General features: G+C 42.4%; 21 protein-coding genes. 2 read left to right on the top strand and 19 right to left on the bottom strand.

Annotated features, from left to right (window positions below; all coding sequences use genetic code 11):
- From GX654_04905 to GX654_04955, 11 genes are all read right to left on the bottom strand, one after another.
- Window positions 1–188: transposase (locus tag GX654_04905; protein ID NLD36191.1), on the bottom strand; the 188-nt coding region annotated here is incomplete at its 3' end.
- Window positions 189–336: 148 nt separating this feature from the next.
- Entirely contained in the window at window positions 337–1,092 is a 756-nt protein-coding gene (locus GX654_04910) for a hypothetical protein (GenBank protein ID NLD36192.1), read from the bottom strand.
- A complete protein-coding gene (locus tag GX654_04915) occupies window positions 1,046–1,462 on the bottom strand; it encodes a hypothetical protein (GenBank protein NLD36193.1) in 417 nt (138 codons plus the stop codon). Before GX654_04915 ends, GX654_04910 begins: the two co-directional genes overlap by 47 nt.
- Window positions 1,463–1,567: 105 nt before the next feature.
- Window positions 1,568–2,014: a VOC family protein gene (locus GX654_04920; protein ID NLD36194.1), complete on the bottom strand. Its 447-nt coding sequence runs from the start codon at window positions 2,012–2,014 to the stop codon at window positions 1,568–1,570.
- Window positions 2,015–2,150: 136 nt separating this feature from the next.
- Window positions 2,151–2,426: a pyrophosphatase gene (locus GX654_04925; GenBank protein NLD36195.1), complete on the bottom strand. Its 276-nt coding sequence runs from the start codon at window positions 2,424–2,426 to the stop codon at window positions 2,151–2,153.
- Between the two features lie 153 nt (window positions 2,427–2,579).
- Complete coding sequence (locus GX654_04930) at window positions 2,580–3,083, bottom strand: hypothetical protein (protein ID NLD36196.1); 504 nt, start codon at window positions 3,081–3,083, stop codon at window positions 2,580–2,582.
- Between the two features lie 1,181 nt (window positions 3,084–4,264).
- Window positions 4,265–5,089, bottom strand: a complete 825-nt coding sequence (locus GX654_04935; GenBank protein NLD36197.1) for a nitroreductase — start codon at window positions 5,087–5,089, stop codon at window positions 4,265–4,267.
- Between the two features lie 244 nt (window positions 5,090–5,333).
- Window positions 5,334–5,531, bottom strand: a complete 198-nt coding sequence (locus GX654_04940) for a hypothetical protein (protein NLD36198.1) — start codon at window positions 5,529–5,531, stop codon at window positions 5,334–5,336.
- An 88-nt stretch (window positions 5,532–5,619) separates the two neighbouring features.
- Window positions 5,620–6,108, bottom strand: a complete 489-nt coding sequence (locus GX654_04945) for an SgcJ/EcaC family oxidoreductase (GenBank protein NLD36199.1) — start codon at window positions 6,106–6,108, stop codon at window positions 5,620–5,622.
- Between the two features lie 95 nt (window positions 6,109–6,203).
- A complete protein-coding gene (pyk, locus tag GX654_04950; protein ID NLD36200.1) occupies window positions 6,204–7,667 on the bottom strand; it encodes a pyruvate kinase in 1,464 nt (487 codons plus the stop codon).
- 47 nt (window positions 7,668–7,714) lie between these two features.
- Entirely contained in the window at window positions 7,715–10,459 is a 2,745-nt protein-coding gene (locus GX654_04955; protein ID NLD36201.1) for a cation-transporting P-type ATPase, read from the bottom strand.
- A gap of 524 nt (window positions 10,460–10,983) precedes the next feature.
- Here GX654_04955 and GX654_04960 point away from each other — a divergent pair.
- Window positions 10,984–11,730 (top strand): DUF4197 domain-containing protein, encoded by a 747-nt coding sequence (locus GX654_04960; protein ID NLD36202.1) that lies wholly within the window; start codon window positions 10,984–10,986, stop codon window positions 11,728–11,730.
- A gap of 35 nt (window positions 11,731–11,765) precedes the next feature.
- Here the strand turns inward: GX654_04960 and GX654_04965 are convergent, their stop codons facing one another.
- Entirely contained in the window at window positions 11,766–12,074 is a 309-nt protein-coding gene (locus tag GX654_04965; protein ID NLD36203.1) for a hypothetical protein, read from the bottom strand.
- A gap of 170 nt (window positions 12,075–12,244) precedes the next feature.
- On the opposite strand from GX654_04965, the gene GX654_04970 reads away from it, so the two are divergent.
- A complete protein-coding gene (locus tag GX654_04970; GenBank protein NLD36204.1) occupies window positions 12,245–13,150 on the top strand; it encodes a glycosyltransferase family 9 protein in 906 nt (301 codons plus the stop codon).
- Here the strand turns inward: GX654_04970 and GX654_04975 are convergent.
- The 7 genes from GX654_04975 to GX654_05005 form a co-directional block, all read right to left on the bottom strand.
- The gene (locus tag GX654_04975; protein NLD36205.1) at window positions 13,122–14,729 is read right to left on the bottom strand and encodes a response regulator; all 1,608 of its coding nucleotides are present in this window, start codon (window positions 14,727–14,729) and stop codon (window positions 13,122–13,124) included. The genes GX654_04970 and GX654_04975 overlap by 29 nt on opposite strands.
- Window positions 14,730–14,906: 177 nt before the next feature.
- Window positions 14,907–15,713, bottom strand: coding sequence for a TIGR02757 family protein (locus GX654_04980; protein ID NLD36206.1), 807 nt, complete (start codon window positions 15,711–15,713; stop codon window positions 14,907–14,909).
- A 100-nt stretch (window positions 15,714–15,813) separates the two neighbouring features.
- Complete coding sequence (locus tag GX654_04985) at window positions 15,814–17,043, bottom strand: hypothetical protein (protein NLD36207.1); 1,230 nt, start codon at window positions 17,041–17,043, stop codon at window positions 15,814–15,816.
- On the bottom strand, window positions 17,043–18,176 hold the full coding sequence (locus tag GX654_04990) for an SPFH domain-containing protein (GenBank protein NLD36208.1): 1,134 nt from the start codon (window positions 18,174–18,176) through the stop codon (window positions 17,043–17,045). The genes GX654_04985 and GX654_04990 overlap by 1 nt, the downstream gene beginning before the upstream one ends.
- Before the next feature lie 15 nt (window positions 18,177–18,191).
- Window positions 18,192–19,547, bottom strand: a complete 1,356-nt coding sequence (locus GX654_04995; protein NLD36209.1) for a GGDEF domain-containing protein — start codon at window positions 19,545–19,547, stop codon at window positions 18,192–18,194.
- A gap of 176 nt (window positions 19,548–19,723) precedes the next feature.
- Window positions 19,724–21,013: a citrate synthase gene (locus GX654_05000; GenBank protein ID NLD36210.1), complete on the bottom strand. Its 1,290-nt coding sequence runs from the start codon at window positions 21,011–21,013 to the stop codon at window positions 19,724–19,726.
- 132 nt (window positions 21,014–21,145) lie between these two features.
- Entirely contained in the window at window positions 21,146–23,062 is a 1,917-nt protein-coding gene (locus GX654_05005) for a radical SAM protein (GenBank protein ID NLD36211.1), read from the bottom strand.
- Window positions 23,063–23,072: the final 10 nt, after the last annotated feature.

A 23,072-nucleotide genomic window follows, 5' to 3' on the forward strand; every position in this document is an offset into this window, starting at 1 on the left:
AAATGTGCGTGATTAGGCATGAAGGCCCAGGCATAGCATTGTGTTTTTGTTTTGGGCAGGAGATCAGAAAGTCTTTCCATGAGGTTTTCACGGTCTTCATCGTCTTTGAAGATCCTGCGCTTTTCTATCCCCCTGATCATCACATGGTGTAATAAACCTGGTGTATCTAGTCTGGCTATTCTTGGCATGCCCACACTTTTACTCAAAATCTAACCAATGTCAAGCAATTTTAATTTTAAAGGTCGTCCCCTTATTTTACACTTTTAAAAACTGGTTTGGCAGTTATGTGGAAAGTTGGGTTAGCATCCCAATCAATCTGGCTGCCCTTAACTGCAATCACTTGCTTCTTAAAAAGTGTACAACCCCTTCGCCTATCTCTAAAAGAGCACTCTCTATGGACTTTAATTCTGCTTTTCTGATAGTATCATAAAAATTGATATCTTCTGCATTTTCTATAGCTGTAAAATCTTTACTGACCAATGTTGTAAAAGGGACAATCCCGGTCCGGGTGTCCAGGAGCAAGGCTTCTACATTACAATATGCTTTGGACTTGTCTGGAGCAAACATCTTATATTTTTCATATGACTGGCAAGAACTGTTATATACAAGAAGGAAATCAGCCTGATATCTGGCAGCTGCTTCCCTTAACCGAGGTATAGATTTTTCTTTTGGTACCAGCAGTGTCGGTAAAAATGAGGCATCATGCACGAAATCTGATGTCTTTAGTTTTGATATAAAGGCGTTTTGTGCCTGTGCCCCTGATTTGGACAATTCATCTGACCATCCAAGCCAGAAGTTCTGTCCAAATGGCATCACTGCAATTCGGTTTTGTTTCTGAGGTACAATTTCAAATGCAAGTATTCTTTGTATATCCATATCAGAGAGGATAGCAGCATCTCCTGCAAACAGTGATTTATTTGTATTATCGTTTTCATTAAAAGAATAGGCGTCGTAATTAGAATAAGACCCAGGGCTTAACATAACCTTTTTTTGTTGACAGCCAGTAGTAATCAGAACGCTTAAAGACATAAAAACAAGTAAGTATTTATTCAATTTTACCTCCTTTAGATATAACATCTTTATATTTTCCACGTAACTTAAAAGTCCCTTCAACAGCCTTTGCTGATGTAATTAAAAGGATGATGACAAAAATACCTACAAGAGAGCCGCCTTCTTCAACAACGCCTGTCTTATTTAAAATAAATAGCAGCAGGGCTAATAAAGAGAATATCAATGTAATAATTGATACAATTCTGCTTTTTAACCAAAAAAGCAAGATTCCAAGAATAAAATAGAAAAATGCATCTGTAATCAATCGTGGATCAGTTAAAATTCCAGCAACTGCATATATAATTGCCATAACAATAATTACATAAGATGCCTGCTTAATAGTCTTTATAGCATCTTCTCTGTTTAATATCCTCCCCAGCAGGCCAGTTCTGTGGGGTTTTTCTTCTGACATATACTATTCTCCTTTCACAAACAACGTTTTACTCACCAGCCCCGTCGTGATTTTTTATGATAAGCAAGGGATCCTCCGGGGTCTTGTGTAGCATAATTTTGGGGTTTAGTCATTGGGCCAATTGTTAAATCGATCTCTACGAGTTTTCCTGAAATTGGTAACTTCCAATCGAACGCCATCCGGATCTGTAAAAAATAGCGCATAATAATCTGGATTATATTCAGGATACAACCTTGGAGTATCAAATTTTATATTTAACTCCTTTAATCCTTTTGCTACTTCATCAACGTCATTCTTGCTATCAACACGGAAACAAAAATGGTTTAAACCTGGCGAATAAGGATCATGTTTTTGTTCTAAATTTCTGGCAGGTCTAAGGGTGAAACTGTAATGCCTATTATAATAATGGACATGAGGATCGTTTTCTATATTACTGCATGTTTTTTTAAAATCCAATACAGTCATCATTACGCCATCATAGAACGCTTCTGATTTTCTTAAATTACTAACTGCTATATATATGTGATCAATTCCAATAACATCTACAGACATTTACTACCTTTCCATTATATCTTGGCTATGAGGGATGGCGGATTAATGGTACTGACGATCAATAATGTACAAAGGCCATTAATATTGCTGTATTCCAATCATCCATATATACAGCCAGTCCCGTTCAATTGCCTGATTATAACTTTTTTAACCACTTTTCTTTTATAGATTTTTGTATATCGATACCGAACAAATCTGCATTAATGATTGCCATACCAATAATATCAGCGAGTTCTTCTCCTAGTCGTTTTTTTGCTTCCTCTTCAGAAACGTATTTTTCCGGTTTAGATTTTTTATTATGAACAATTACGGCCTGTGCGTACTCACCGACTTCCTCAAATAATTTCAATACAGCGAAGTCATGATCAATTTTCACATTAAATCTTTCACTATATGTTTCAGCAACCTTCAATATACCACTTTGTATTTCTTCGAATGTAATTCTCAACCTTCTCACAGTTACGACACGCTAACAAGCTGGCGGTGCCAACCTTAAAAGATTATTAAAAGAACTTCTTCTGCATACCACAAATGATCGATTCGGCAAGATAGTAGCCAGTCTTAGTTAAGCGACTTGTTCTGTATCCCTTTCGTATTGAATGATCCCTTTTTCTTCAAGGGTATCCAACTCTGATTGATCAATATCTTTTGATAACCATGTACAATCAAGATTGTCATATGATGTTAAATAAACATTGTTTTGATAGTAAATATGCTGATGAGTAATATCAGACTCTAAGTTCCAATTATTGATATTTTCCAAAATTACTTTTTTCGCTTCTTCACTAAGCTTTATTTTCATATATTTAGGTCTGGGCCAAACCGTTCCTCTGTTAACTTTTATTCCATCGTCTATAGTATACTCTTGTACAGTTTGATATAGCTTGGAATTATAAAGACCCTCTATACTCCAAATGCTGTCATTCGGAACATATTTTATTAACCAAGACATAAATTCATTTTTATTGAAAATACTTTGAAACTCCCATGCATTGTCATAGTTTATTTCAATGCCTTTTCTCTCTTCTTTTGGAACCCATCCTAGATATTTTAGTAAAGTGTTGCTCATATCAGTTGCTTTATACAGAACGTTGAGGATGAGCGGCGACCGGGTTAAAAAAATAAAAGTGGTGAACCACGGTGCAGCTTACCCTACATTAATTTGTTTACCACCATAGCCCAGGTTGTCCGCTCCATCCTGCTTGTTGGACGCCGCACTGGCACTATGGATTTTTCTGAAACCTTACTTTCGTGAACCAGCCTTTGAAAAAAAATCCGTTTATGAACGATGCTTTAAATAGTACAGGTTTTCTGGTTTCATCCCCCAGTTTGATATTTAGATTTTTTTTGGTATAGCACTTGCTATATGGAAATTTCTGAAACCGGTTTTTTAATTCATTACAATAAATAGCACATTTAATTTTGGTTTGCCTAAATATAAAAGATAATGAATGATTATGGTAAAATAAACTTATCAATTAATTTCCCGGTATTTGGTTAATTTGAAATAAAAAACTATTATTACTCGAACATCATAACTTCATGTGACTTCAATCGCTTGCCCTTGCCCAATATCTCTCATCCTTCTTCCTGATTGTACTCAATCATGCGTCCAACATATATTAGTAGGATCGATTTCTATTCCAATAGAATTGCATCCTACTATTATAGAATGTTTAAGTTAATTTAATATCATAAACATCACTTTTAATATAATTAATAATATCTAAATTACTTAAGTTTAATTAAAGCAATTACTTACAGTACAGATAAAACAGAAAAGCCAGATAGTTAATAACTAATTTTTACAGAAACAACAATAACATTCTTTGATAATGCTGATATAATTTTAGTCTTTTTTGCTACCCTACCCTTCTTATTTTTTTAGAAACTTTTTAGCTGTTTTTGTAGGGAACAGGGCTGCCGTGTTTTTCTGGTACAACTTCACAACCTTTCTTATGCACTCCTGGCAGATATTTGCTGACCGGGTTTCATCTATTTCCAGATGATTATAAGTCTCCTGATATGGTTCTATTTGCCTTTCGCATAAGGCACATTTATGAGTAACACCCACATGCCATTTCTCATGGTAAAAATTCACTGGAATTTGATCTGGTACTGCATTTTGGATATACAGGCGAAAAAAACCACCCTGTCCGGTAGGATGGCTCCATTAAATCCGGGCAGGGGGTTCCAATGGTTCCGGTGAGGAACCAGTATTAAATGATTACCTATATTTTCTTTTTTTGTTTACCTCCAGATAACATCCGCAGGATTGCGTCGAGGGATAGATCGTACTTCAAATTGAGAATACCCAAACATCATTGCGCCTTTTATGATTCGCCCTTTAGGTGTTTCAAGAGCCTCTTGAAGTGGTTTATAGGCATCAGCAGCCATTTGAACTAAACCAGCCCAGCATGTTCCAACCCCAAACGAAGGTGCTGCAATGTCGATGTGTGTCATGGCAATTATTGCTTCGGTCGGGTCATCAATTTGCTGTTCCGCTTTTGGTATATGAGCAAAAAGAAGATGTGGGGCATTATGGCAGATTAAATCAACACCGCTATCCCACATTGAAATAATTCCAGAAGCATACGGCCCTAGTGGATGTGATGTGTTTTGAATCGTCCTAAACCAATCAACCGTGAGCCCTGCTATATTTTTCACCATAGAGTGACCGCTGATTACAATCCATTTAACTGGTTGTTGATTTCCACCTGAAGCAGCATAACGAGCAACATCTATAATTTGAGAAATTATCTCTTTGTCTACCAGGCTAGAGGTAAAGTGTCGAACCGAACGGCGATTCTTGATATACAAAGAGAGTCTCTTTGGTTCGATACTGCTATCCTGTGATGAAACTTGTATCTTTTCTTCAGGCAAATAGTTCAACAGCAGGGCATCCTGTTTACAAAAAGATTCACAATGTCCACACTGCAAGCAATTATTTTCGTTTTCTTTTAAAATCCTTGGAAAAATTGAATCATTTGATTTTTCGATGATTCCTGTTACACAGACGGTAGAACAAATATTACATTTAATACATCGTTGTTCATTAATTATGATATTCGGCATAAAATAAAATCTCCATACATTCATGATTAAAACATATTGATTGTTCTTATTATAAAATTGCTATTAACAAATAAAATTGTTGTTACCATTCAGCTTCGTGTAATTACCATTTCTTAATACTCCCTTTAAGAGTTCCGCAGTCAAAAATAAAATTTCACAGAAACAACAATAACATTCTTAAAAAAGGTTCGATTTAATGCTGAGCTGACATAACTTGCATCATACTTTTATTGCTCTACACCTCTTATCTATTCAAAAACTTTTTAGCGGTTTTTGTGGGGAACAGGGTTGCTGTGTTTTTCTGGTGAAGCTTCACAACCTTTCTTATGCACTCCTGGCAGATATCTGCTGACCGGGTTTCATCTATTACCAGATGATTATATGTCTCCTGATATGGTTCTATCTGCCTTTCACATACGGCACATTTGTGAATTGCCTGCATATGCACTCCTCCTTTTAGACAACAGCTGTGTGATCCCTTGAAAAACATATCTGTGAAGACCTGAAGGGCGACAGGATTCCCGCTTTCACTACTCTTCCGGCATCACAGACGAGTGATGGCTGATGATGAGCCATTGCTTGCCGTCCCATTGATAGGTAAAGCTATACCTTGCATTGACCTTGTTCCCTGTCTTGGCGAAGCGGAAGGTGTACAAACCGGTGTCCACAGCCATATTATGGCCGATTTGTATCTGTCTCATGGTGACCTCCCCTGATGGTTCGTTCTCAAGGAAGTGGTGAAAGTAGTCCTCTTTTTCTGCCCGTGTGAGTCGAGGCTTATTGGAGACTGTGGGCAGAAGGATCGATGTCTCAGCATAGTTATCAACGACCTTTTTAGGGTCACCTGATTGCAGCGACCGATTCCACCTGTCGAACAGCGATGCAATTTCCTGTTCGGTTGTTGTGATGCTTTTTTCCACCCTGAGGGTAGCGTCCTGGTTGCGATTGGATGCCGGTGTGGTACAACCCGGGATGAGTAGAGAAATAATTACGAATAATGTATAAAACATGTGTTTCATATGTGCGTACTTCCTTTCATAGCTGCAGAGCGGCGCAGAGTGGAACGCTCTTTTGTTATTTAATACCATATTTTTCAAGAATATATTTATCTTCTTTAGTTCTCATATTCAATAGGGAGTGATTCACCCCGGATTATTCTCAACAAGTCAGTATGATCGGCCCTGCCTGGAGATGCATCCTCTGCAATTATTATTATGTCATCTTTAACGGCCAGGCCCGAGTTGCCCATGAATTTCATAACCCCATCGGTCGAATAGACATAGTCATTACCCATCATAACCGGAAAAACGCCATAAGAGAGGTCTAAAAATCTAAGGGTTTCCTTGCTTCTGCTGAAAGCGAGTATCCAGCAATTGGGCTTGAACCGGGAGATTCTGCGAGGCATGTTTCCGTTTTGCGTTGGCGCCAGGATGTAACGGGCATCCAGTGCTCGAACTGCATCCATCACATTAAGAGAAATGGCATCCTCTATGTCTGTCTTTTTTTGTCCACCCTCATTTGCCTTGTAATATTCGCGCAGGCCGAATTCCCGAATTTCCCGCTCAATTGATAATGATATTCTGGCCATCATATCTACGGCATAGGCAGGGTATTTGCCGATAGAAGTCTCTTCAGACAGCATTACCGCATCAGTGCCGTCAAGAATGGCGTTTGCCACATCCGATGCCTCAGCCCTTGTAGGGCGGATGTTCTCTGTCATTGAAAGCAGCATCTGCGTTGCGGTGATCACGGGCCGGCCAAGCAGATTAGCCTTACGAATAAGTTTTTTCTGAACCGCTGGGACATCTTCGATAGGTATCTGGACTCCCAGATCTCCACGGGCTATCATAAGAGCATCCGCTTCGTTAAGAATTTCATCAATATTCCGGACTGCCTCCATCCGTTCGATTTTCGCTATCACATGGACAGTCTTTCCTCTTTCTCGCGCAAACTTTCTTACCTTAAGGATATCATCTGCCTTTTCTACAAATGAAACACTAAATGCATCGATCCCTTCTTTTAAAGCAAAATCTACAAAATGAAGGTCTTTCTCTGTTACTGTCTCCATAAATATTTTTGCGCCGGGAAGGTTCAAACCTTTATGGGATAGCAATGGCCCGCCAATAACAACTTTACAGGCAACTTCGTCTGCTAACGACTCCTCAACCTCTAACTGTATAAACCCGTCATTAAGGTAAATGAGGCTCCCAGGGGATACACTTTCTGGTAATCTTTTATAATTAACCGGGATGCGCCCGGCTGTACCAGGAATATCCTTTGTGGTCAGAATGACTTTGTCCCCCTTATTGAGTAAAAGCGGATCGCTTTTAAGTTTGCCAATCCGGATTTTTGGGCCGGGCAGATCAGCAAGAATCATGCACGAGCGCCCCAATTTTGAAGATACCAGACGTATACGCCGTATGTCTTCCCTGTGTCCCTCAAGAGTGCCGTGAGCAAAATTGAGCCTGGCGACATTCATTCCCCTTCTCATCAGTTCTTCAAGTTCGCTTTCCGAATGAGAGGCCGGGCCGATTGTGCACACGATCTTGGTTTTGTGATCAGGTAATGTTAAATTCATCTCATTTCTCCTTAATCCGAATGTCGTGCAATGCTGCTGCTTTTAATTTAACTCTCTAATGAACGATTGCCGCTTGATTTTCTAATGATACCTAAACTGTTATGAATACCTTTTTCGATTTCCACTATGAATAAAATTGCCACTCCGACACCGATGATGCAAAGCCAGTCATGCGGTAATAATGGGGCGCTATAGAAGACTGAATTCATAAATGGCGCATAGACAAAAAGAATCTGCAATAGAGACATCGTCAGTACCCCGGCAATAAGATGCATGTTTCCAAAAGGGTTTAGTTTGAAAATGGAGCTATGCAGCGAGCGACAACTAAAGAGGTAGAAAAGTTCTCCAAAAACAAAGACACTTGTTGCAAGAGAACGGGCTACAGCTTCACCTCGGCCTGATTGCAGAGCCATTTCGAATAACCCGAACGCACCAGCGCACAAGAGAACTCCGACCAGGCAAATACGAATAATCAGAGGTTTAGTCAGAATTGGTTCTTTAGAGGGCCGCGGCGGACGTGACATTATACCTGTCTCCTTGGGCTCAAAGGCTAGCATAAGACCAAGCAGAACGGCAGTAGTCATATTGATCCATAATATCTGTACAGGCAGAATCGGCAGCGCCATTCCAGCTACTATTGCAGCAAGGATAGCAAGCCCTTCGCCAAAGTTTGTCGGCAATGTCCATGTAATGAATTTTATCAGATTATCATACACGCCTCGTCCCTCCTCTACTGCGGCTTCTATAGAGGCAAAATTATCGTCCGTGAGGATCATATCGGCTGTTTCCTTGGCCACATCTGTTCCGGTAATCCCCATGGCAATGCCGATGTTTGCCTGCCGCAGCGAAGGGGCATCATTGACTCCATCGCCAGTCATAGCAATAGTATCGCCGTTTGCCTGGAGAGCTTTAACCAGGCGGAGTTTATCTTCAGGGGCCACCCTGGCAAAAACCGATGTCTGTCTGGCCCTGACAATGAGATCATTATCAGATAATTCGCTTATGAGCCTGCCATTCAATACAGCATCCTGCTCATTTGGGCTATCCTCGTCAATTATGCCGATTTTACGCGCAATAGCAAAGGCAGTTAGTTCATGGTCTCCGGTTATCATCTTGACGCCAATGCCGGCTGTTTTGCAGGCGCTCACAGCATCTATTGCCTCCAGGCGCGGTGGGTCAATCATGGCCTGGAAACCTAAAAAGGTCATTCCATCGGATAGGTCATCATGAGAAACAGTATTTGTGCCCGGTTCGCATTGCTTCCTCGCGAATGCAAGAATGCGTAGTCCTTTTCGCGCCAAATCTTTTGCTGCCGAATGACAGGTTTCCATGTCCAGCGGACCATTGCCTCCAGTGGAAAGAAACAGATTCGCACAGCGGGAAAGGATGCTTTCCATTGAACCCTTCATATAGATAACCGCGGCGAAGGCGTTGGTGTCTTTGTGAAGAGTGGCCATGTACTGATGCTGTGATTCAAATGGCACAGTGTCTATCCGGGGAAGTTTTAATATGAGGCTTTCCTTTGTAATGCCCGCTTTTCTGGCGGAGGTTATTAATGCCCCTTCGGTTGGATCGCCTTCGATTTTCCATCCGTCGTCATTCGATACCAGGCTGGAATCGTTGCAGAGCATGCCAGCTATCAGACACTCCTCAAGCGAACGGTTGTCACCCGGCTTGATAATTGTTCCATTCAGGCTGAATTCTCCTTGAGGCGCATATCCGACACCCGACACCTCAAACAGCATATCTCCCGCAAATATTTTCTCGACGGTCATCTGGTTCTGGGTCAGGGTCCCGGTCTTGTCCGAACAAATGACCGATGTGCTCCCCAGTGTCTCGACCGCAGGGAGTTTTCGTATAATGGCGTGGCGCTTTGCCATCTTTGAAACGCCAATGGCCAGGGTAATCGTCAGCGCCGCAGGCAGACCTTCCGGGATTGCTCCAACTGCCAGTGCAACGGCGGCCATGAATATTTCCAGAATGGATTCTCCCCTTAAAAGGCCTATCAGAACCGTCACCAGGGCAAGCCCCAGAATTACATAAAGAAGCAGGGCGCTAAATCTGGCTATGCTCTTTGTCAAAGGAGTAGCGAGAATATCAGCAGATGCGATCATCGTATTGATTCTGCCTACCTCTGTGTTGTTGCCTATTGCTGTGACAATTCCCGTTCCGGTACCGTAGGTGACCAGTGTGGATGAATATGCCATATTGGTACGGTCAGCAAGTACGACATCCGAGGGGAGGCTTTGTGTCTGCTTGATCACGGGAACCGATTCGCCGGTAAGCGCTGATTCGTCGATCTGTAATTCACGCAATTCAATAATTCTCAGGTCTGCCGGAATCTTGTCACCGGACTGGAGAACAACTACATCGCCAATTGTCAGTTCAGAGGCCCGGATACGTTGTTTGTTGCTGTTTCTGATTACAGTGACCTCGGTGACCATTGATTTTGCCAGAGATTCTATTGCTTTCACCGCTTTTGATTCCTGAATAAATCCGATGATTGCATTAACCATAACAACGCCTAAAATAACGATTGAATCGGCCCATTCCTTAAGAATGGCGGTTATTATTGAGGCAATAAGGAGGATATAAACCAGAGGTTGGTTGAACTGCATCAGGAACAAAATGATCGGATGAGTACCCTTTTTTTGCGTAATCACATTCTCGCCAAACATTTCTTTCCGGCTGGTCACCTCCTGGTCATTCAAACCGCTTTGAATAGATGATTCAGCTTTTGCAAGCGCATCCTTTTCTGTCAGGTTGTGCCAAATTAAACCATTTGCATTCATAGTATTTTACTCCCTGGCATTTTTACTAATGGCCTGTGACAGCCGTTCAATTTCAATTTTTAACGAATCAATACCTGTCCGTGTGGTATTTTATCTCTCGGTTTGTGTTTATTGGATTAAATACCCTATTTTTTAACAGCGTTTTAACTAGATTTTCCTGGATTATTTTTCTAAATTTATCAAAGCTATACAGAGTCTTCAAGCTTATTTTTTAAAAACCTTATATGGCTTTATTTGCCTTTCGCACAAGGCGCATTTATGATTAAGAACAGAGGATGAACCGCAGAACGGGGAGGAGTTGTCCTGCGGCCCATCCATCTGTAAAAAAGGGAAGTATGTCCCTCCTGTTTATACTCTGTGAGGGGAAGAGTTTAGAAGGTTGGAGTATGTTTGTTGACTGGTTTGACAACTACTGAAAAGAAAAGTTCCATTATTTTTTAAAATGCGATAAAAATTACTCTCCATTCAGAAACCGGCCTGTTCTGGATGGACACTGATTAATTCTCTTTATAAAGGAGACAGTTATGAGAAAGATACTGATACCCTTATCCCTTGTTGTCCTTGTATTTTTTTATTTACCATCATGCTTAACTGTAGAGTCTTCTAATTTCCTGAAAAACATGGGGGAGAGCCTTTCAGGAGGCAGCGCCTCATCGGGGCTCACAGAGGGCAGGATAATTGAGGGGCTCAAGGAGGCATTAAGGATAGGCACGGAGAATGCTGTCAATTCTCTTTCTCTTGAAGGAGGCTTTTTAAACACCCCGGAGATTAAGATCCCGCTCCCCGGCCCATTGAAAAAGATTGAGGAGAATGCCAGGAAGGTCGGGCTGGGCTTTTATTTTGACTCTTTTGAAAAGAGCATAAACACAGCAGCAGAAAAGGCAACGCCCCATGCAAAGAAAATAGTATTTAACGCCGTGAAGGAGATGACCTTTTCAGATGCAAAAAAAATCCTGTATGGAAGGGATAATGAGGCATCTCTTTATTTTAAAGAAAAAAGCTTTAATGAACTTATGAATATTTTCAAGCCTGAGGTCCATTCTGTTATGGCAAATACCGGCGTTACAAAAAAATACCAGGAGATAGAGACAAGGGTCAGGAATTTTCCTTTTATTGAGGCGCTCCCTCTAAATTTTGATCTTGATAAATATGTAGCGGAAAACGCTTTGAACGGGATATTTTATATGATTGAAAAGGAGGAGAAAAAGATAAGAGAGAACCCTGCTGCAAGGGTAACAGAACTCCTGAGGGATGTATTCGGGAGGAGATAATAGAGAGGCTCCAAAAGGGTATGGCGCAGATATCACTATCTCTTTTTTTTGAACCCGCGATAGATCCAGTATATGCCCCAGTAGAGTAGAACCGGGCCTATCCCTGCATAAATATAGATAGACCATTCTCTCAACCCGTTCATCCAGGAATTCAGGTAGAGTGCCAGAAATGAGAGCCAGAGCATAGAGAGGAGGATTGACATACGCTGCCAGCCTGTAAGTATGGCGCCCTGTTTAGGGGTTGCCCTCTTTACAGGTTCAGACCTCCTGTTAAACCTTTTGGGGAGCACAAAAATGGCCAGGATAATGGCAATAATGATTAGAAGTTCTGTAATACTCGGCAAAGGATAGCCCCCTGATTATAAAGGTTTATACATACCAAATTCCCTTTAAACACAACGAATGGGTTTCTATCAGAAATATCAGGTTGATGCAACATGGGAAATAGGGTATTGCAGTGGGCAGTGGGCACTGATACTATGATTATATTTCTGATCAAAAAAAGTATGTAAACATGAAAATTCTCATTATCAGGGCAGGCGCCCTTGGCGATACACTTATGCTTATGCCATCCATAAAGGCCATGAGGGATGAGCATGAGGTAATTATTGCAGGCAGATCCCCTGGCATAGAATACCTTGATCCATGGGTGGAAAAATGTATTGATCTGGAAAGGGGTGAATGGCACAAACTCTACAGTACTCACGCCCGGTTTGACACACTTCTCACAACCCCGGATCAGGTTACAGGCTTTTTAAATGATACGGATAATATCATCCGTGATAACCTCTCTCACCTCTTTCCAGGTGCAAAGATAGATATATTTCCGCCTTTTCCTGAGCCTGACAGCGAGACCCATGTTGCCATTTATATGGCAAAGGCCATTAAATCAACCGGTATCAGGATCGATCCCCATGCCGCATTTTATGAGGCATACAAAAAACCGGTTATAAGGGCTAAAACAGGTAAGGGAAAAAGGATAGTCCTTCACCCCGGTTCAGGGTCAATAAAAAAAAATTACCCCCCTGAATTATGGCTTGATCTGTTAAGGTGCATAAGAGAGAAAATAATGACTACGCCTTATGAGATAAATGTTTTGATCGGTCCGGCTGAGGAGGGTATTATCAAGGCATTTGATAATAATGCAGATATATATATTTCTCAGGATAGAGAGCACCTGCTCTCCATACTTGATAATACATGCCTTTACATCGGCCATGACAGCGGTGTAACCCACCTTGCGGCCATGATGGGTATAAACACCATTGCACTCTTCAGAAAAAGCCGCGTTAAAAACTGGGGGCCAGTGGGCCCCAATGTGAAAATAATCGAAGAAAAGGATGGTACAAAATCGGCGCAAAACAAAACTTTTGCCCTTGTCCTTGAAATAATCAGGCAGATGGGAGATATCTGTACCTGACATTTCTCACCTTTTTTCTGGATGAATGTTCATCAAGCACATTCCTTATCTTGCATGCAAGTTCCTGTGTCACAAGGGGTTTAAGTATAAATGCATTTACCCCCATACTGGATGCCTTTTCCTCATTAATATTTTCGCTGTAGCCTGTACAGATGATAACAGGTATATCAGGCCTTATTTTCCGCATGCTTTTTACAAGCTTTGCGCCTGTCAAGCCAGGCATTGTCATGTCAGAAATAACAAGATCAAAATAATCAGGATCTGAGTAAAACAGCCTGAATGCCTCTGTGCTGTCAGTCATCATGCTTACATTATATCCAAGGTTTTCCAGTATGTTTTTCCAGAGCCTTGTAAGGGCTGCCTCATCATCAACAAACAGGATCTTTTCACTGCCGAATGGAATATCCTGCTCATGGGCCAGCAGATCAGGCACTGGCTCTTTCTTTACCGCAGGAAAATAAATTTTGAATGTTGTGCCTGAACCAGGTTCACTCTGTACATTTATTGCGCCGCCATAACTCTTTACAATTCCATGCACCACTGCAAGGCCCATACCTGTTCCCACCCCCTTTTCCTTTGTCGTAAAATAGGGTTCAAAAATCCTTTCAACTATACCGGGTGTCATGCCCTGGCCTGTATCGCTTACAGATAAAACAGTATATTTACCCGGGATCATCTCAGGGTGCGCTACTGTCAGGTTCTCATCAAAATAGATATCGTAAAGCAGCACCTCAAGGATGCCCCCCTCTTCAGCCATTGCGTGTGCGGCATTTGTGCAGAGGTTCATCATTATCTGATGTATCTGTGTCGGGTCTGCCATTACAGCGCACGCCTCTATCTTGAGGTTTTCTCTTATCTCTATAGTTGATGGCAGGGATGCCTTTAAAAGTTTGAGCACCTCTTTAATCACAGGTTTAAGATGCAGAGGCTTTAATTCGTGTTCACTTTTTCTGCTGAATGCCATTATCTGTGCAACAAGTTCTTTTGCCCTGTAGCCCGCCTTCATGATCTCGCTAATTGAGTCAAAACAGGATTTGTTATTTCTGAGCTGATAATTTGCGAGTTCGGAGTATCCTATGATAGCTGAGAGAATATTATTAAAATCGTGTGAAATACCGCTAGCAAGGGTGCCTATTGCCTCCATTTTTTGTGCCTGCCTTAGTTTTTCATCAAAAACAGCGCTCTGCGTAACATCATTAATAATGCCCTGAACTGATAATTCACCATCATATGCGACAATTGAGGCATTTATCTCGATTCGGATAATGGAGCCCTCTTTTTTAAGGCCGGTAAATATTCCCGATTTTGTAGGGGCGTTTTCATAGTCATCAGGCCATGTATGAAGGGTTTTTTCTATTGCTTCATGTTCATTGGGGTGTATGAGATCCCATATTGAAAGGTCAACCCCCTCTTCTTCTGTATAGCCGAATATCTCATAGAGCCTATTATTGGAAAATAAAAGTCGCCCTGAGGGGATATCAACAATAAATAGACCGAAAAAGGAATTTTCAACCAGGCTGCGGTACCTGTGCTCTATCTGCCGGTAGGCCTTTTTTACTTCATTGGACCTGAATATCATAATAATCCCCATTCATTGTGAAAGATTATCTCTGACCCTGTCTTGCTGAAGTAATTCTAAAGAAGTCAGCATTATAGGCCCATAAAAAATGGAAGGCAATGGAATTATGTTTATTAATTACCAAATCCGCACTTTTTCACTCTCAATAACCGTAAATTTTAACAGGCACGGGTATAATCAGATAGATTCAAGAAACCTTGCAGGGTCTCCATCCCTGCGTATGCCAAGACGGGTAAGTGCAAAATCATATTTTACCGGGTCTTCTGGTATGAGCCTTTTAAAGGCATCAGTTATCTGGATGGCTGTAACCATATTTGCCTGTTTACGCATGGTCATCTTCATGCCTGACCCTATATTATACATATGGGTATCAAGGGGTATGATCAGTTTTGAAGGCGATATCATATCCCACCCGCCAGGGTCAACAGCATCCCTTCTCACCATCCACCTTAAGAATAGATTCAGCCTTTTGCATGCGCTCCCCCTGTCAGGTATGGGGATAAGGCTATTTTTAATACCCCCTGACTCATGGGTTAGCCTCTTTACAAAAAAAGAAAGGGAGGGAAGTATATTTTCATCCGATTTGCTGTATCCTTTGAGAAAGGCATTTAAAATGGAGCCATATGTTTTTATCATCTTTTTTATGGCCACAAGCATCCCTGATACATCATCACCTGTGGTAAATCGGTGTTTGAAACCGGTAAACCCCTCTCTTAACCGCTTTTCGGTTGCCTGCATAAGATAGTGATATGGAGATGGAGACATGATTGCAAGTATGGTTGAAACGCTCTTCAGTATCTGCGCCACCCTCCCATATGCAAGGGATGAGGCAATGATCCCAACTATCTCCCTGTCACGGATATCATCATAATCATAAAGGAACTCAAGCGGGTCAGGGTGTACGAACTCCCTTTTATTGTAGTGGGAATAGAGCTCTTCGAGTTTTTCCCTGAGATGTGAATCTGCTATTTTTTGTGTTTTCATTTAGTATTCTATTCGCCTGATAATTTTATCTTTTATTCAAAAAATGTTTATAAAAGATTAGCTGAGAGCTGAAAGCTGATTGCTAATAGCTTCATCAATATCAGAGTGTCATGCCAAATTCAAGGGATTGCCTGTTTATGCTGATGCCTGTCTCCTCATTTATCATGTCAAAGCGGCCCTTTTTAAAGGGCAGGTATACAAGGCAGTTATCTGAAATTTCGAAACTGGTTTGAGGGAGCAGAGGCAGGATATTTTTTTTCATGACCGCTGAAGAGGCCAGGATTATCTTGAGCGCCTGAACCGCCTCTATCAGGGGGAGTGTAACCGGGTGTATGCCTTTTGATGGCATAATATCCACAGGGTCATTAAAAGAGATCTGCATTATTGTAAACTGTCGGGCAAGGTTAATGAACATCTTAGGCCTGATCTTAAAAGCTGGTGAGATATAGCTCATGGCTCTTGAACCGCGCCTCTTATCTATTAAAAATGGCTGATTGGTCAGTCTTACAAAATCACCAAAGGTATCTATATCTACACCCTTTGACTTTGCTGTAATTACCCAGAATGGTAAAAAGAGTGTATCATCAGATGGTTTTGCAGAAAAGGTAACCCTTATCTCAGAAAACCTCCCCTCTTTTACCTCCCATCCCTTAAGGCAATTGTCACAAAGGAGCACTGCGCTCTCCCTTTCCCCCTTCATGTCTGACCCGCATTCAGGGCAGAGCATAGGGATAAAGGAGACAGCTTCAGGGGTTTTATCAGCCAGCATTGGGTTAATATCCTCCTCTGAAACAAAGGGTCCTGAAATAGCTCTTTTCAGTATGGCGTCATGGATTTTCCCATTTTCTACATATACAGGCAGATAAAAGATGCTCATCGTCTCACCAATAAATGCCCTGTGGAGAAGATTATCTTTGCCTTCAGAAGATGTGAGCCTTGCCGCCTTTGTAAGGATATCTGCAGCCCTGAGGGTAAATCTCATGAACCTGCCCGGGGTATCGCCCCGCGCAAATCTGCCCTTCATGGCCTGTGGCCTGAAACCAAGAGAGACGGGTATGCCTGAAAGGTTTACCCCTGCCTGTGTGATATCGATTACCCTGTGATCAACTGTTGTATCGGTGCTAAAGAAGACGTTTCCCCTGAACCTGAGATAGGGGATATGGATAATCTCCTTTTCAGCCGCTTTATGGGGCAGTATATACCTGAAAAAACCATGTGAAAACATGTAACTCTGAACATCACAATGAGGGCATGTTAAAATCCTGTCTGTCTCTGAAAGGTCAAGTGGCGCCCCGCACTGGGGGCACTCCTGCTCTATTAAAAATCCCATTACTGTTCCAGTTTTTCACCGCACTGATTACAGAAGGTTGCCCCCGGGATATTTTCAGTGGAACATTTTCTGCACAGCCTTGCCTGAGGTTTCTCATCTGCCGGATGGCCGCATCTGGGGCAGAACCTTGCATTTGGCGGAAGATTCTTATTGCAGTGGGCGCACTGGCTGAATACAACCTGCTGGTGACCGCACAGGGGGCAAAACCTTGATTCACACGGAATCGAGTTTCCGCAGTCAGAACATTTACTAGCTGTTTGAGCATGTCCCTGATGCCTCTTTTCTCCGGGCCTTAACATTTCCGCGAACATGGCAGGCATCATGAGGCCAAGCCCCATGCCCATGCCAGAGCCTGCTTCCCCCCTGTTTTCCGACGCCTTTTCTATGGCCATTGCCGCCTTCATCCTGATAAGCCCTTCAAGGTTATCAAAGATCTCAAGCCTGCTCTTATCATCAATCGCCTTCTGAACCTCCGGAGGTGGTGTGATTGATGTTATATATAACTGGCTCAGCCCAAGGCCGAACCTTGAAAAGTCCTCCTGAAGACGTTTCTGGAGGCCTTCAGCAAGCATATCATATTTACCCGGCAGGTTTATGATGCTGTCAAGGTGTTCACCCAGGTGGTCATTAAACCGGGAGACAATCACCTTTTTCAGGTAATCGCCTATTTGATCAGCGCTGTACATGCCCATTGTGCCTACAAGGCTGTTTATAAAAAGCACAGGCTGAATGATCCTGATATTAAATATCCCGTGCGCCCTCAGCCGTATCAGCCCCAGTTCACTGTCCCTGAATGCCACAGGGTCCCTTGTGCCCCATTTCAGGTTGGTAAAGACCTTGAGGTTTACCATATAGACCTCAGCACGAAGGGGGCTTGTCATGCCCCAGGGTGCAGAGAGGATTTTTGTCAAGACAGGTATATTACCTGTCTTAAGGGTATGTCTTCCGGGGCCGAATGCATCCACTGCCTTGCCCTTGTAAAACAACACAGCGGCCTGGCTTTCACGCACAATAAGCTGTGCACCGAACTTTATCTCGCCTGAACCCTTTTCAGGTATCCTGTATATAAGTTCATTGCCTGTCTCATCAAACCATTCGATCAGTTCAAGAAAAATCAGGTTGTCTGTTCCCATAAGATTTTATTCCTTTTATTTAGGTGATGATCCTTTCTGGCTTTCCTTTGATTCATACATAGCCTTATCAGCCCTGTCTATAAGCGACTCTATTGTGTCGCTCTCCATTATCTGTGCTGTTCCTGAGCTTACAGAGAGGTTTATCTCCCCGTGTTTCTGGGAGACAAACCGTCTCTTTTTCAGATTTTTATTAAACACCTCTATCCTTTGCCTTGCCATCTCTTCTGTGAGCTCTTCGATTATTACTGTAAACTCATCACCGCCATACCGGGCTATGAAGTCATCCTTTCTGAAGCTTTCCTCAAGGCATTCGGATATCTTTTTAAGCACCTTGTCCCCGGCGATATGGCCCAGTTTGTCATTGATATCCTTAAACTTGTCCACATCAAATACTATAATTGAAAACTCCTTTTTTCCGGCCTTATAGTCTTCAAAGTTCTCTCTTATCTTTGCATCAAAGGCCCCGCGGGTAAAGAGCCCGGTGAGCCCGTCCCTCATGGCTGCCTTCTGGTACTCCTTTGCCTTTACTGTCATCTGCTGGGCCTTTTTTTCAACCGCGTTGATCCTCTGGTTAAGCCTTTCTATGCTCTCCTTTGCAGCGGCTGTCTTTTCTATTTCCTGCTTTTTCTTCATGGATACAAGGTCCTTAATCTTGACCAGCTTTCCTATAACCGCCTCTTTAATCTCCTCTATTGTTGAATAGGTATCAAATGATTTGGAGATATTTCCTACCTGCAGGTTGATGTCAGATTCAAATTTTTCCAAATCATTAGTATTGTTTTCACCACTGAAATCTGTGACAAGACTCTTCTCAAGCTCCTTTACCTGGCCAAGCAGGCTCATGAAGGTGTTGTTTATCTCGGTAAAATCCTTTGATATCTTGATCTTTATCTTGCCGATAAAATCCAGAAGCTCATCCGAAGGTTTTTTAACATCTATTTCAGCAGGCATGCCTTTGCATTCAAGTCTGATGGCGTCAGCTGCCTTTTTCATATCATCAGACACAGGATAAAAATCCTCAAGGATTGCTGCCATTATCTTTTTAATGGCCCTGCATGATTCGAGAAACCTCTCTGTGAGCAGCTCTATCTCATTTATCTGCTCAGCACCACTTTCACGCTCCTTTGCAAGCAGAGAGTCCTTCAGGTCACGGTTAAGGGCCTTTACATCCTCAGGCTTTATCTCCCCATCAGGGGTTATTCTCTCCTTTATTCCCCTTACCTTTGCAGATATCTCCTCCTGACCTGCTGCAAAAAGGTTGAAGGAGTTAAGGATATCTATCATCAGCTCCCTTTCCTCTCTCCTGGACTCTAAAAGGTTGATGAAGTCTTTTTTTAATTGTGCTATTTCATCCTTTTTTGTGTCTGCCATAAGGTGCCCTGCCCTGTTTTAAATTTTTTCTGAAAAATTTTGTATCCAGTGTTAATTCAGAAACCATATTTCAGTATATTTATTCAAAAAATATGCCATGTTACGCGGTTTAATAAAAATAAAAAACGGCACCTTCAGTGGAAAGCGCCGTTATACTGCTTGAAGATCACCCGGTTTTACTTTCTTTCTGCAATAGGTACATAATCGCATTTATTCAGGCCGGTATAGACCTGCCTGGGTCTCTGGAGTTTCCAGTCAGGGTCTTCCATGCTCTCTTTCCACTGGGCGATCCATCCGGGAAGCCTGCCAATAGCAAACAGAACCGTGAACATATTGATGGGCATGGAGATCGACCTGAGCAATATCCCTGAATAGAAGTCTATATTGGGGTAAAGATAATGGTCAATAAAGTATGGGTCTTTCAGGGCAACCTCCTCAAGCTCCAGGGCGATATCCAGAAGCGGGTCACTGATATTAAGCTTTTCTATCACCTTGTGGCACCACTTTTTCATGATAATAGCCCTCGGATCATATGTCTTGTAGACCCTGTGCCCGAATCCCATGAGCCGGAACGGGTCGTTTTTATCCCTTGCCCTGGCAACATAGGGGGCGACCTTTCCGCCGCTTTGCCTTATTTCTTCGAGCATCTCTATTACTGACTGGTTTGCCCCTCCATGCAGAGGCCCCCAGAGTGCGCATATCCCTGCTGATATGGCAGCATACAGGTTGACACGGGCGCTTCCTACAAGGCGTACGGCTGCGGTAGAACAATTCTGTTCATGATCCGCATGCAGTATCCAGAAAACATTCATGGCCTTTACCAGATCAGGGTCTATTTCATAGGGCCTCACAGGTGTTTCAAACATCATATTCAGAAAATTGGCCGCATATGAATAATCATGCCTCGGGTAGACAACACTGTGTCCCCTTGAAATCCTGTATGACATGGCCGCCATTGTGCGTATCTTTGAAAGAAGCCTTGTGACTGTAAGATTCAGCTCTTCCTGCTCAGACCTTTCCGGTATTTCAGGATAAAAGGCCCTGAGTGCGTTAACCATTGATGAGAGTATGCCCATGGGGTGAGAGCTTCTCGGAAAATTGGAGAAAAAATTCCGCATGTCTTCATGCACCAGGCTTGTGTCATTAAGCATTACAGAGAAGCCATTCAGCTCCTTTTGCGATGGCAATTTGCCATTTATCAAAAGATATGATGTCTCTACAAATGTTGACTTTTCGGCCAGTTGCTCAATAGGTATACCCCTGTATCTCAATATCCCCTTTTCACCGTCCATAAAGGTTATTGAGCTTATACAGCTTCCTGTGTTTGCATAGCCCGGATCAAAGGTGATAAGCCCTGTTAATTTCCTTAAGCTGGATATATCAATGGCCTGTTCTCCTTCTGATCCGGTAATTATCGGGAGTTCATAATTCTTCCCGTTGATTGCAAGTAGTGCCTTCTTTTCCATTTATTCCTCCTGAATATCTGTGGGGATTTTATTATCTAAATAATTTAATCAGTAATAATATGTAATATTTACCTAAATGCCAATTCTTTTCATAGTAAATTATTTTTAAAAGGATATTCCAGCATGCAGGTGTCAAATTTTTGGCAAGATATCCGGGCAGTAATCATCCGGCATTGTCTTAATCAGCCAGCGCCTGTTTAGTTCTAGCCCTGAAAAGGTGATATGAATAAAATCACCGGCCTCATCAGCCATCTTATCCTGAAAGCTTTGGATATGATGCCTCTCTACACCCGAATCTATCAGTATGCAATCAAACCCCTGCGATTCAAACCTGTTGATATCATCCTTTTCAGGAAGAGAAAATGCCTGCCACCAGTATACATGCCTCTGCATCGGCCCGGAAAATTTTGAACCATCCCCTGAGCTAACTACAGTGAAAAGGATAGCGCGGTTCCCACCCCTAGAATAGAGGGGGCGTAAATGGCCGTCAAGATAATGGGGCATCTCAATATGAGATGCCTCTAATAACCGGGGCATATCAGGCAAATGGGACGGGTTAAAAAAGACAATCTCGCAGGGAGTGTGAGGGTTCATCTCTGTAAACATGGATAAGGCCCTTAATACATAACCATGATCATCAACAGATGGCGGAACCATAAGCTGATACGGGTGAGTAACCCTGCCCGCGACCCTTTCCAGATCCTCCATAGCACGGTTTCTGTGTAGCCATACCTTGCAGTAGAGATATGTACCATTAAGGGGCGCCTTTACATCGGGCATTCTTTCAATATGGAGAGATTCTTCGCCCCTGAATGAGATGTCAATATCAGGCATAGGGTAAAAGGATACCTCAAGCGCCTTTTCTGCATAAATAAAGGCATCCAGCATCTCATCCTCTGAAAATCGCCCAGTCGATATTACTGTGTATGGCGGGTTTTTATCATATTTAATCCCAAGTATTTCTGCATCCCGCCTGAACCCTGTTCCGGGCAGAATGGAGAGCGGAAAGAGCTGGATATCATCACCAAGATTATTATCAATAATAAACTCAAGGGTATTTTTAAACCCTTCAGGGTCATCACCCGGTAGCCCCAGTATAAGGTCGATCTCTGTAGTGATACCCCTCTTCTTTAAAGCATCTATACCCTTTAAAAAATGATTCAGGTCGGTCTTTCTGTTCATAAGGCGGAGGGCATTTGAATTTGTACTCTGAAGGCCTATCTCAAACCACTTGAACCCGGCATCTGCAAGGAGTGTTGCAAGCCTATCATCCACTGAGTCTCCCCTGATCTCGCTTATCAGGGTGAGATTATGCCCTTTTTTTATATGTGCAAGTCTTTTTAATAGGGCAGGAAGATCCGGCCTTGCGTTAAATGATGGGTCAAGAAAATATACCTCCTTAACATCATTTGAAACTGCCCATTCAAACCCCTCTGTAACAAGTATGTCTGGCTTGAATAGAGGTTTTCTCCTTGCCTTGCCATAGTAGCAGTATGAGCATGCATATGGACAGCCGCGCATGGTCTCAAGTAGCATGCTGTTTTCTATGGATGGATTAAGAATCGCTGAAAGATAAGGGCTGCCGGATGCACTGAATATCCTGCCTGCATCAGCCTGCCCGCCTTTCCTGAGCCATAGTTCAGGTTCAGTTAAGAGCTGTGCAAATACCTTTTCACCTTCGCCATATACACAGAAATCTATAAGGCTGTTATTTACAAGCAGGGGGTTATCTCCTGTCACCTCAGGGCCACCCAACACCACCTTTGGTGAATAGCTTTTTTTGATCTCCTTAACCAGGTAGAGTATACGTTTTATGTTCCAGGCATATGCGGTAAAACCAATGATATCAGGCCTCATAGCAAGGATACTATCTATTAGTGCTGCGTCACCCATATATGAAGCGCTTACCTGCGGAAAGATAACGGTCTCAGTATTGGGTATATGACCAGCCGCCTGCCTAAGGCATGCTGCGGCAAATGGGATATTACCTGTCCTGTGGCCGTAATTAAGCTGCGGTACAGGTAGCTGGATTAAAAGCGCCTTGATCATAAAACCCCTG

The sequence above is a fragment of the Desulfatiglans sp. genome, assembly GCA_012513605.1.
Classification (GTDB): domain Bacteria; phylum Desulfobacterota; class DSM-4660; order Desulfatiglandales; family HGW-15; genus JAAZBV01.

Bases quoted from the DNA above. Each gene is read 5' to 3' on its own strand.
- GX654_04915 (NLD36193.1), bottom strand. From the start codon at position 1,462: ATGTCAGAAGAAAAACCCCACAGAACTGGCCTGCTGGGGAGGATATTA.
- GX654_04920 (NLD36194.1), bottom strand. From the start codon at position 2,014: ATGTCTGTAGATGTTATTGGAATTGATCACATATATATAGCAGTTAGT.
- GX654_04930 (NLD36196.1), bottom strand. From the start codon at position 3,083: ATGAGCAACACTTTACTAAAATATCTAGGATGGGTTCCAAAAGAAGAG.
- GX654_04935 (NLD36197.1), bottom strand. From the start codon at position 5,089: ATGCCGAATATCATAATTAATGAACAACGATGTATTAAATGTAATATT.
- GX654_04940 (NLD36198.1), bottom strand. From the start codon at position 5,531: ATGCAGGCAATTCACAAATGTGCCGTATGTGAAAGGCAGATAGAACCA.
- GX654_04945 (NLD36199.1), bottom strand. From the start codon at position 6,108: ATGAAACACATGTTTTATACATTATTCGTAATTATTTCTCTACTCATC.
- pyk (NLD36200.1), bottom strand. From the start codon at position 7,667: ATGAATTTAACATTACCTGATCACAAAACCAAGATCGTGTGCACAATC.
- GX654_04955 (NLD36201.1), bottom strand. From the start codon at position 10,459: ATGAATGCAAATGGTTTAATTTGGCACAACCTGACAGAAAAGGATGCG.
- GX654_04960 (NLD36202.1), top strand. From the start codon at position 10,984: ATGAGAAAGATACTGATACCCTTATCCCTTGTTGTCCTTGTATTTTTT.
- GX654_04970 (NLD36204.1), top strand. From the start codon at position 12,245: ATGAAAATTCTCATTATCAGGGCAGGCGCCCTTGGCGATACACTTATG.
- GX654_04975 (NLD36205.1), bottom strand. From the start codon at position 14,729: ATGATATTCAGGTCCAATGAAGTAAAAAAGGCCTACCGGCAGATAGAG.
- GX654_04980 (NLD36206.1), bottom strand. From the start codon at position 15,713: ATGAAAACACAAAAAATAGCAGATTCACATCTCAGGGAAAAACTCGAA.
- GX654_04985 (NLD36207.1), bottom strand. From the start codon at position 17,043: ATGGGATTTTTAATAGAGCAGGAGTGCCCCCAGTGCGGGGCGCCACTT.
- GX654_04990 (NLD36208.1), bottom strand. From the start codon at position 18,176: ATGGGAACAGACAACCTGATTTTTCTTGAACTGATCGAATGGTTTGAT.
- GX654_04995 (NLD36209.1), bottom strand. From the start codon at position 19,547: ATGGCAGACACAAAAAAGGATGAAATAGCACAATTAAAAAAAGACTTC.
- GX654_05000 (NLD36210.1), bottom strand. From the start codon at position 21,013: ATGGAAAAGAAGGCACTACTTGCAATCAACGGGAAGAATTATGAACTC.
- GX654_05005 (NLD36211.1), bottom strand. From the start codon at position 23,062: ATGATCAAGGCGCTTTTAATCCAGCTACCTGTACCGCAGCTTAATTAC.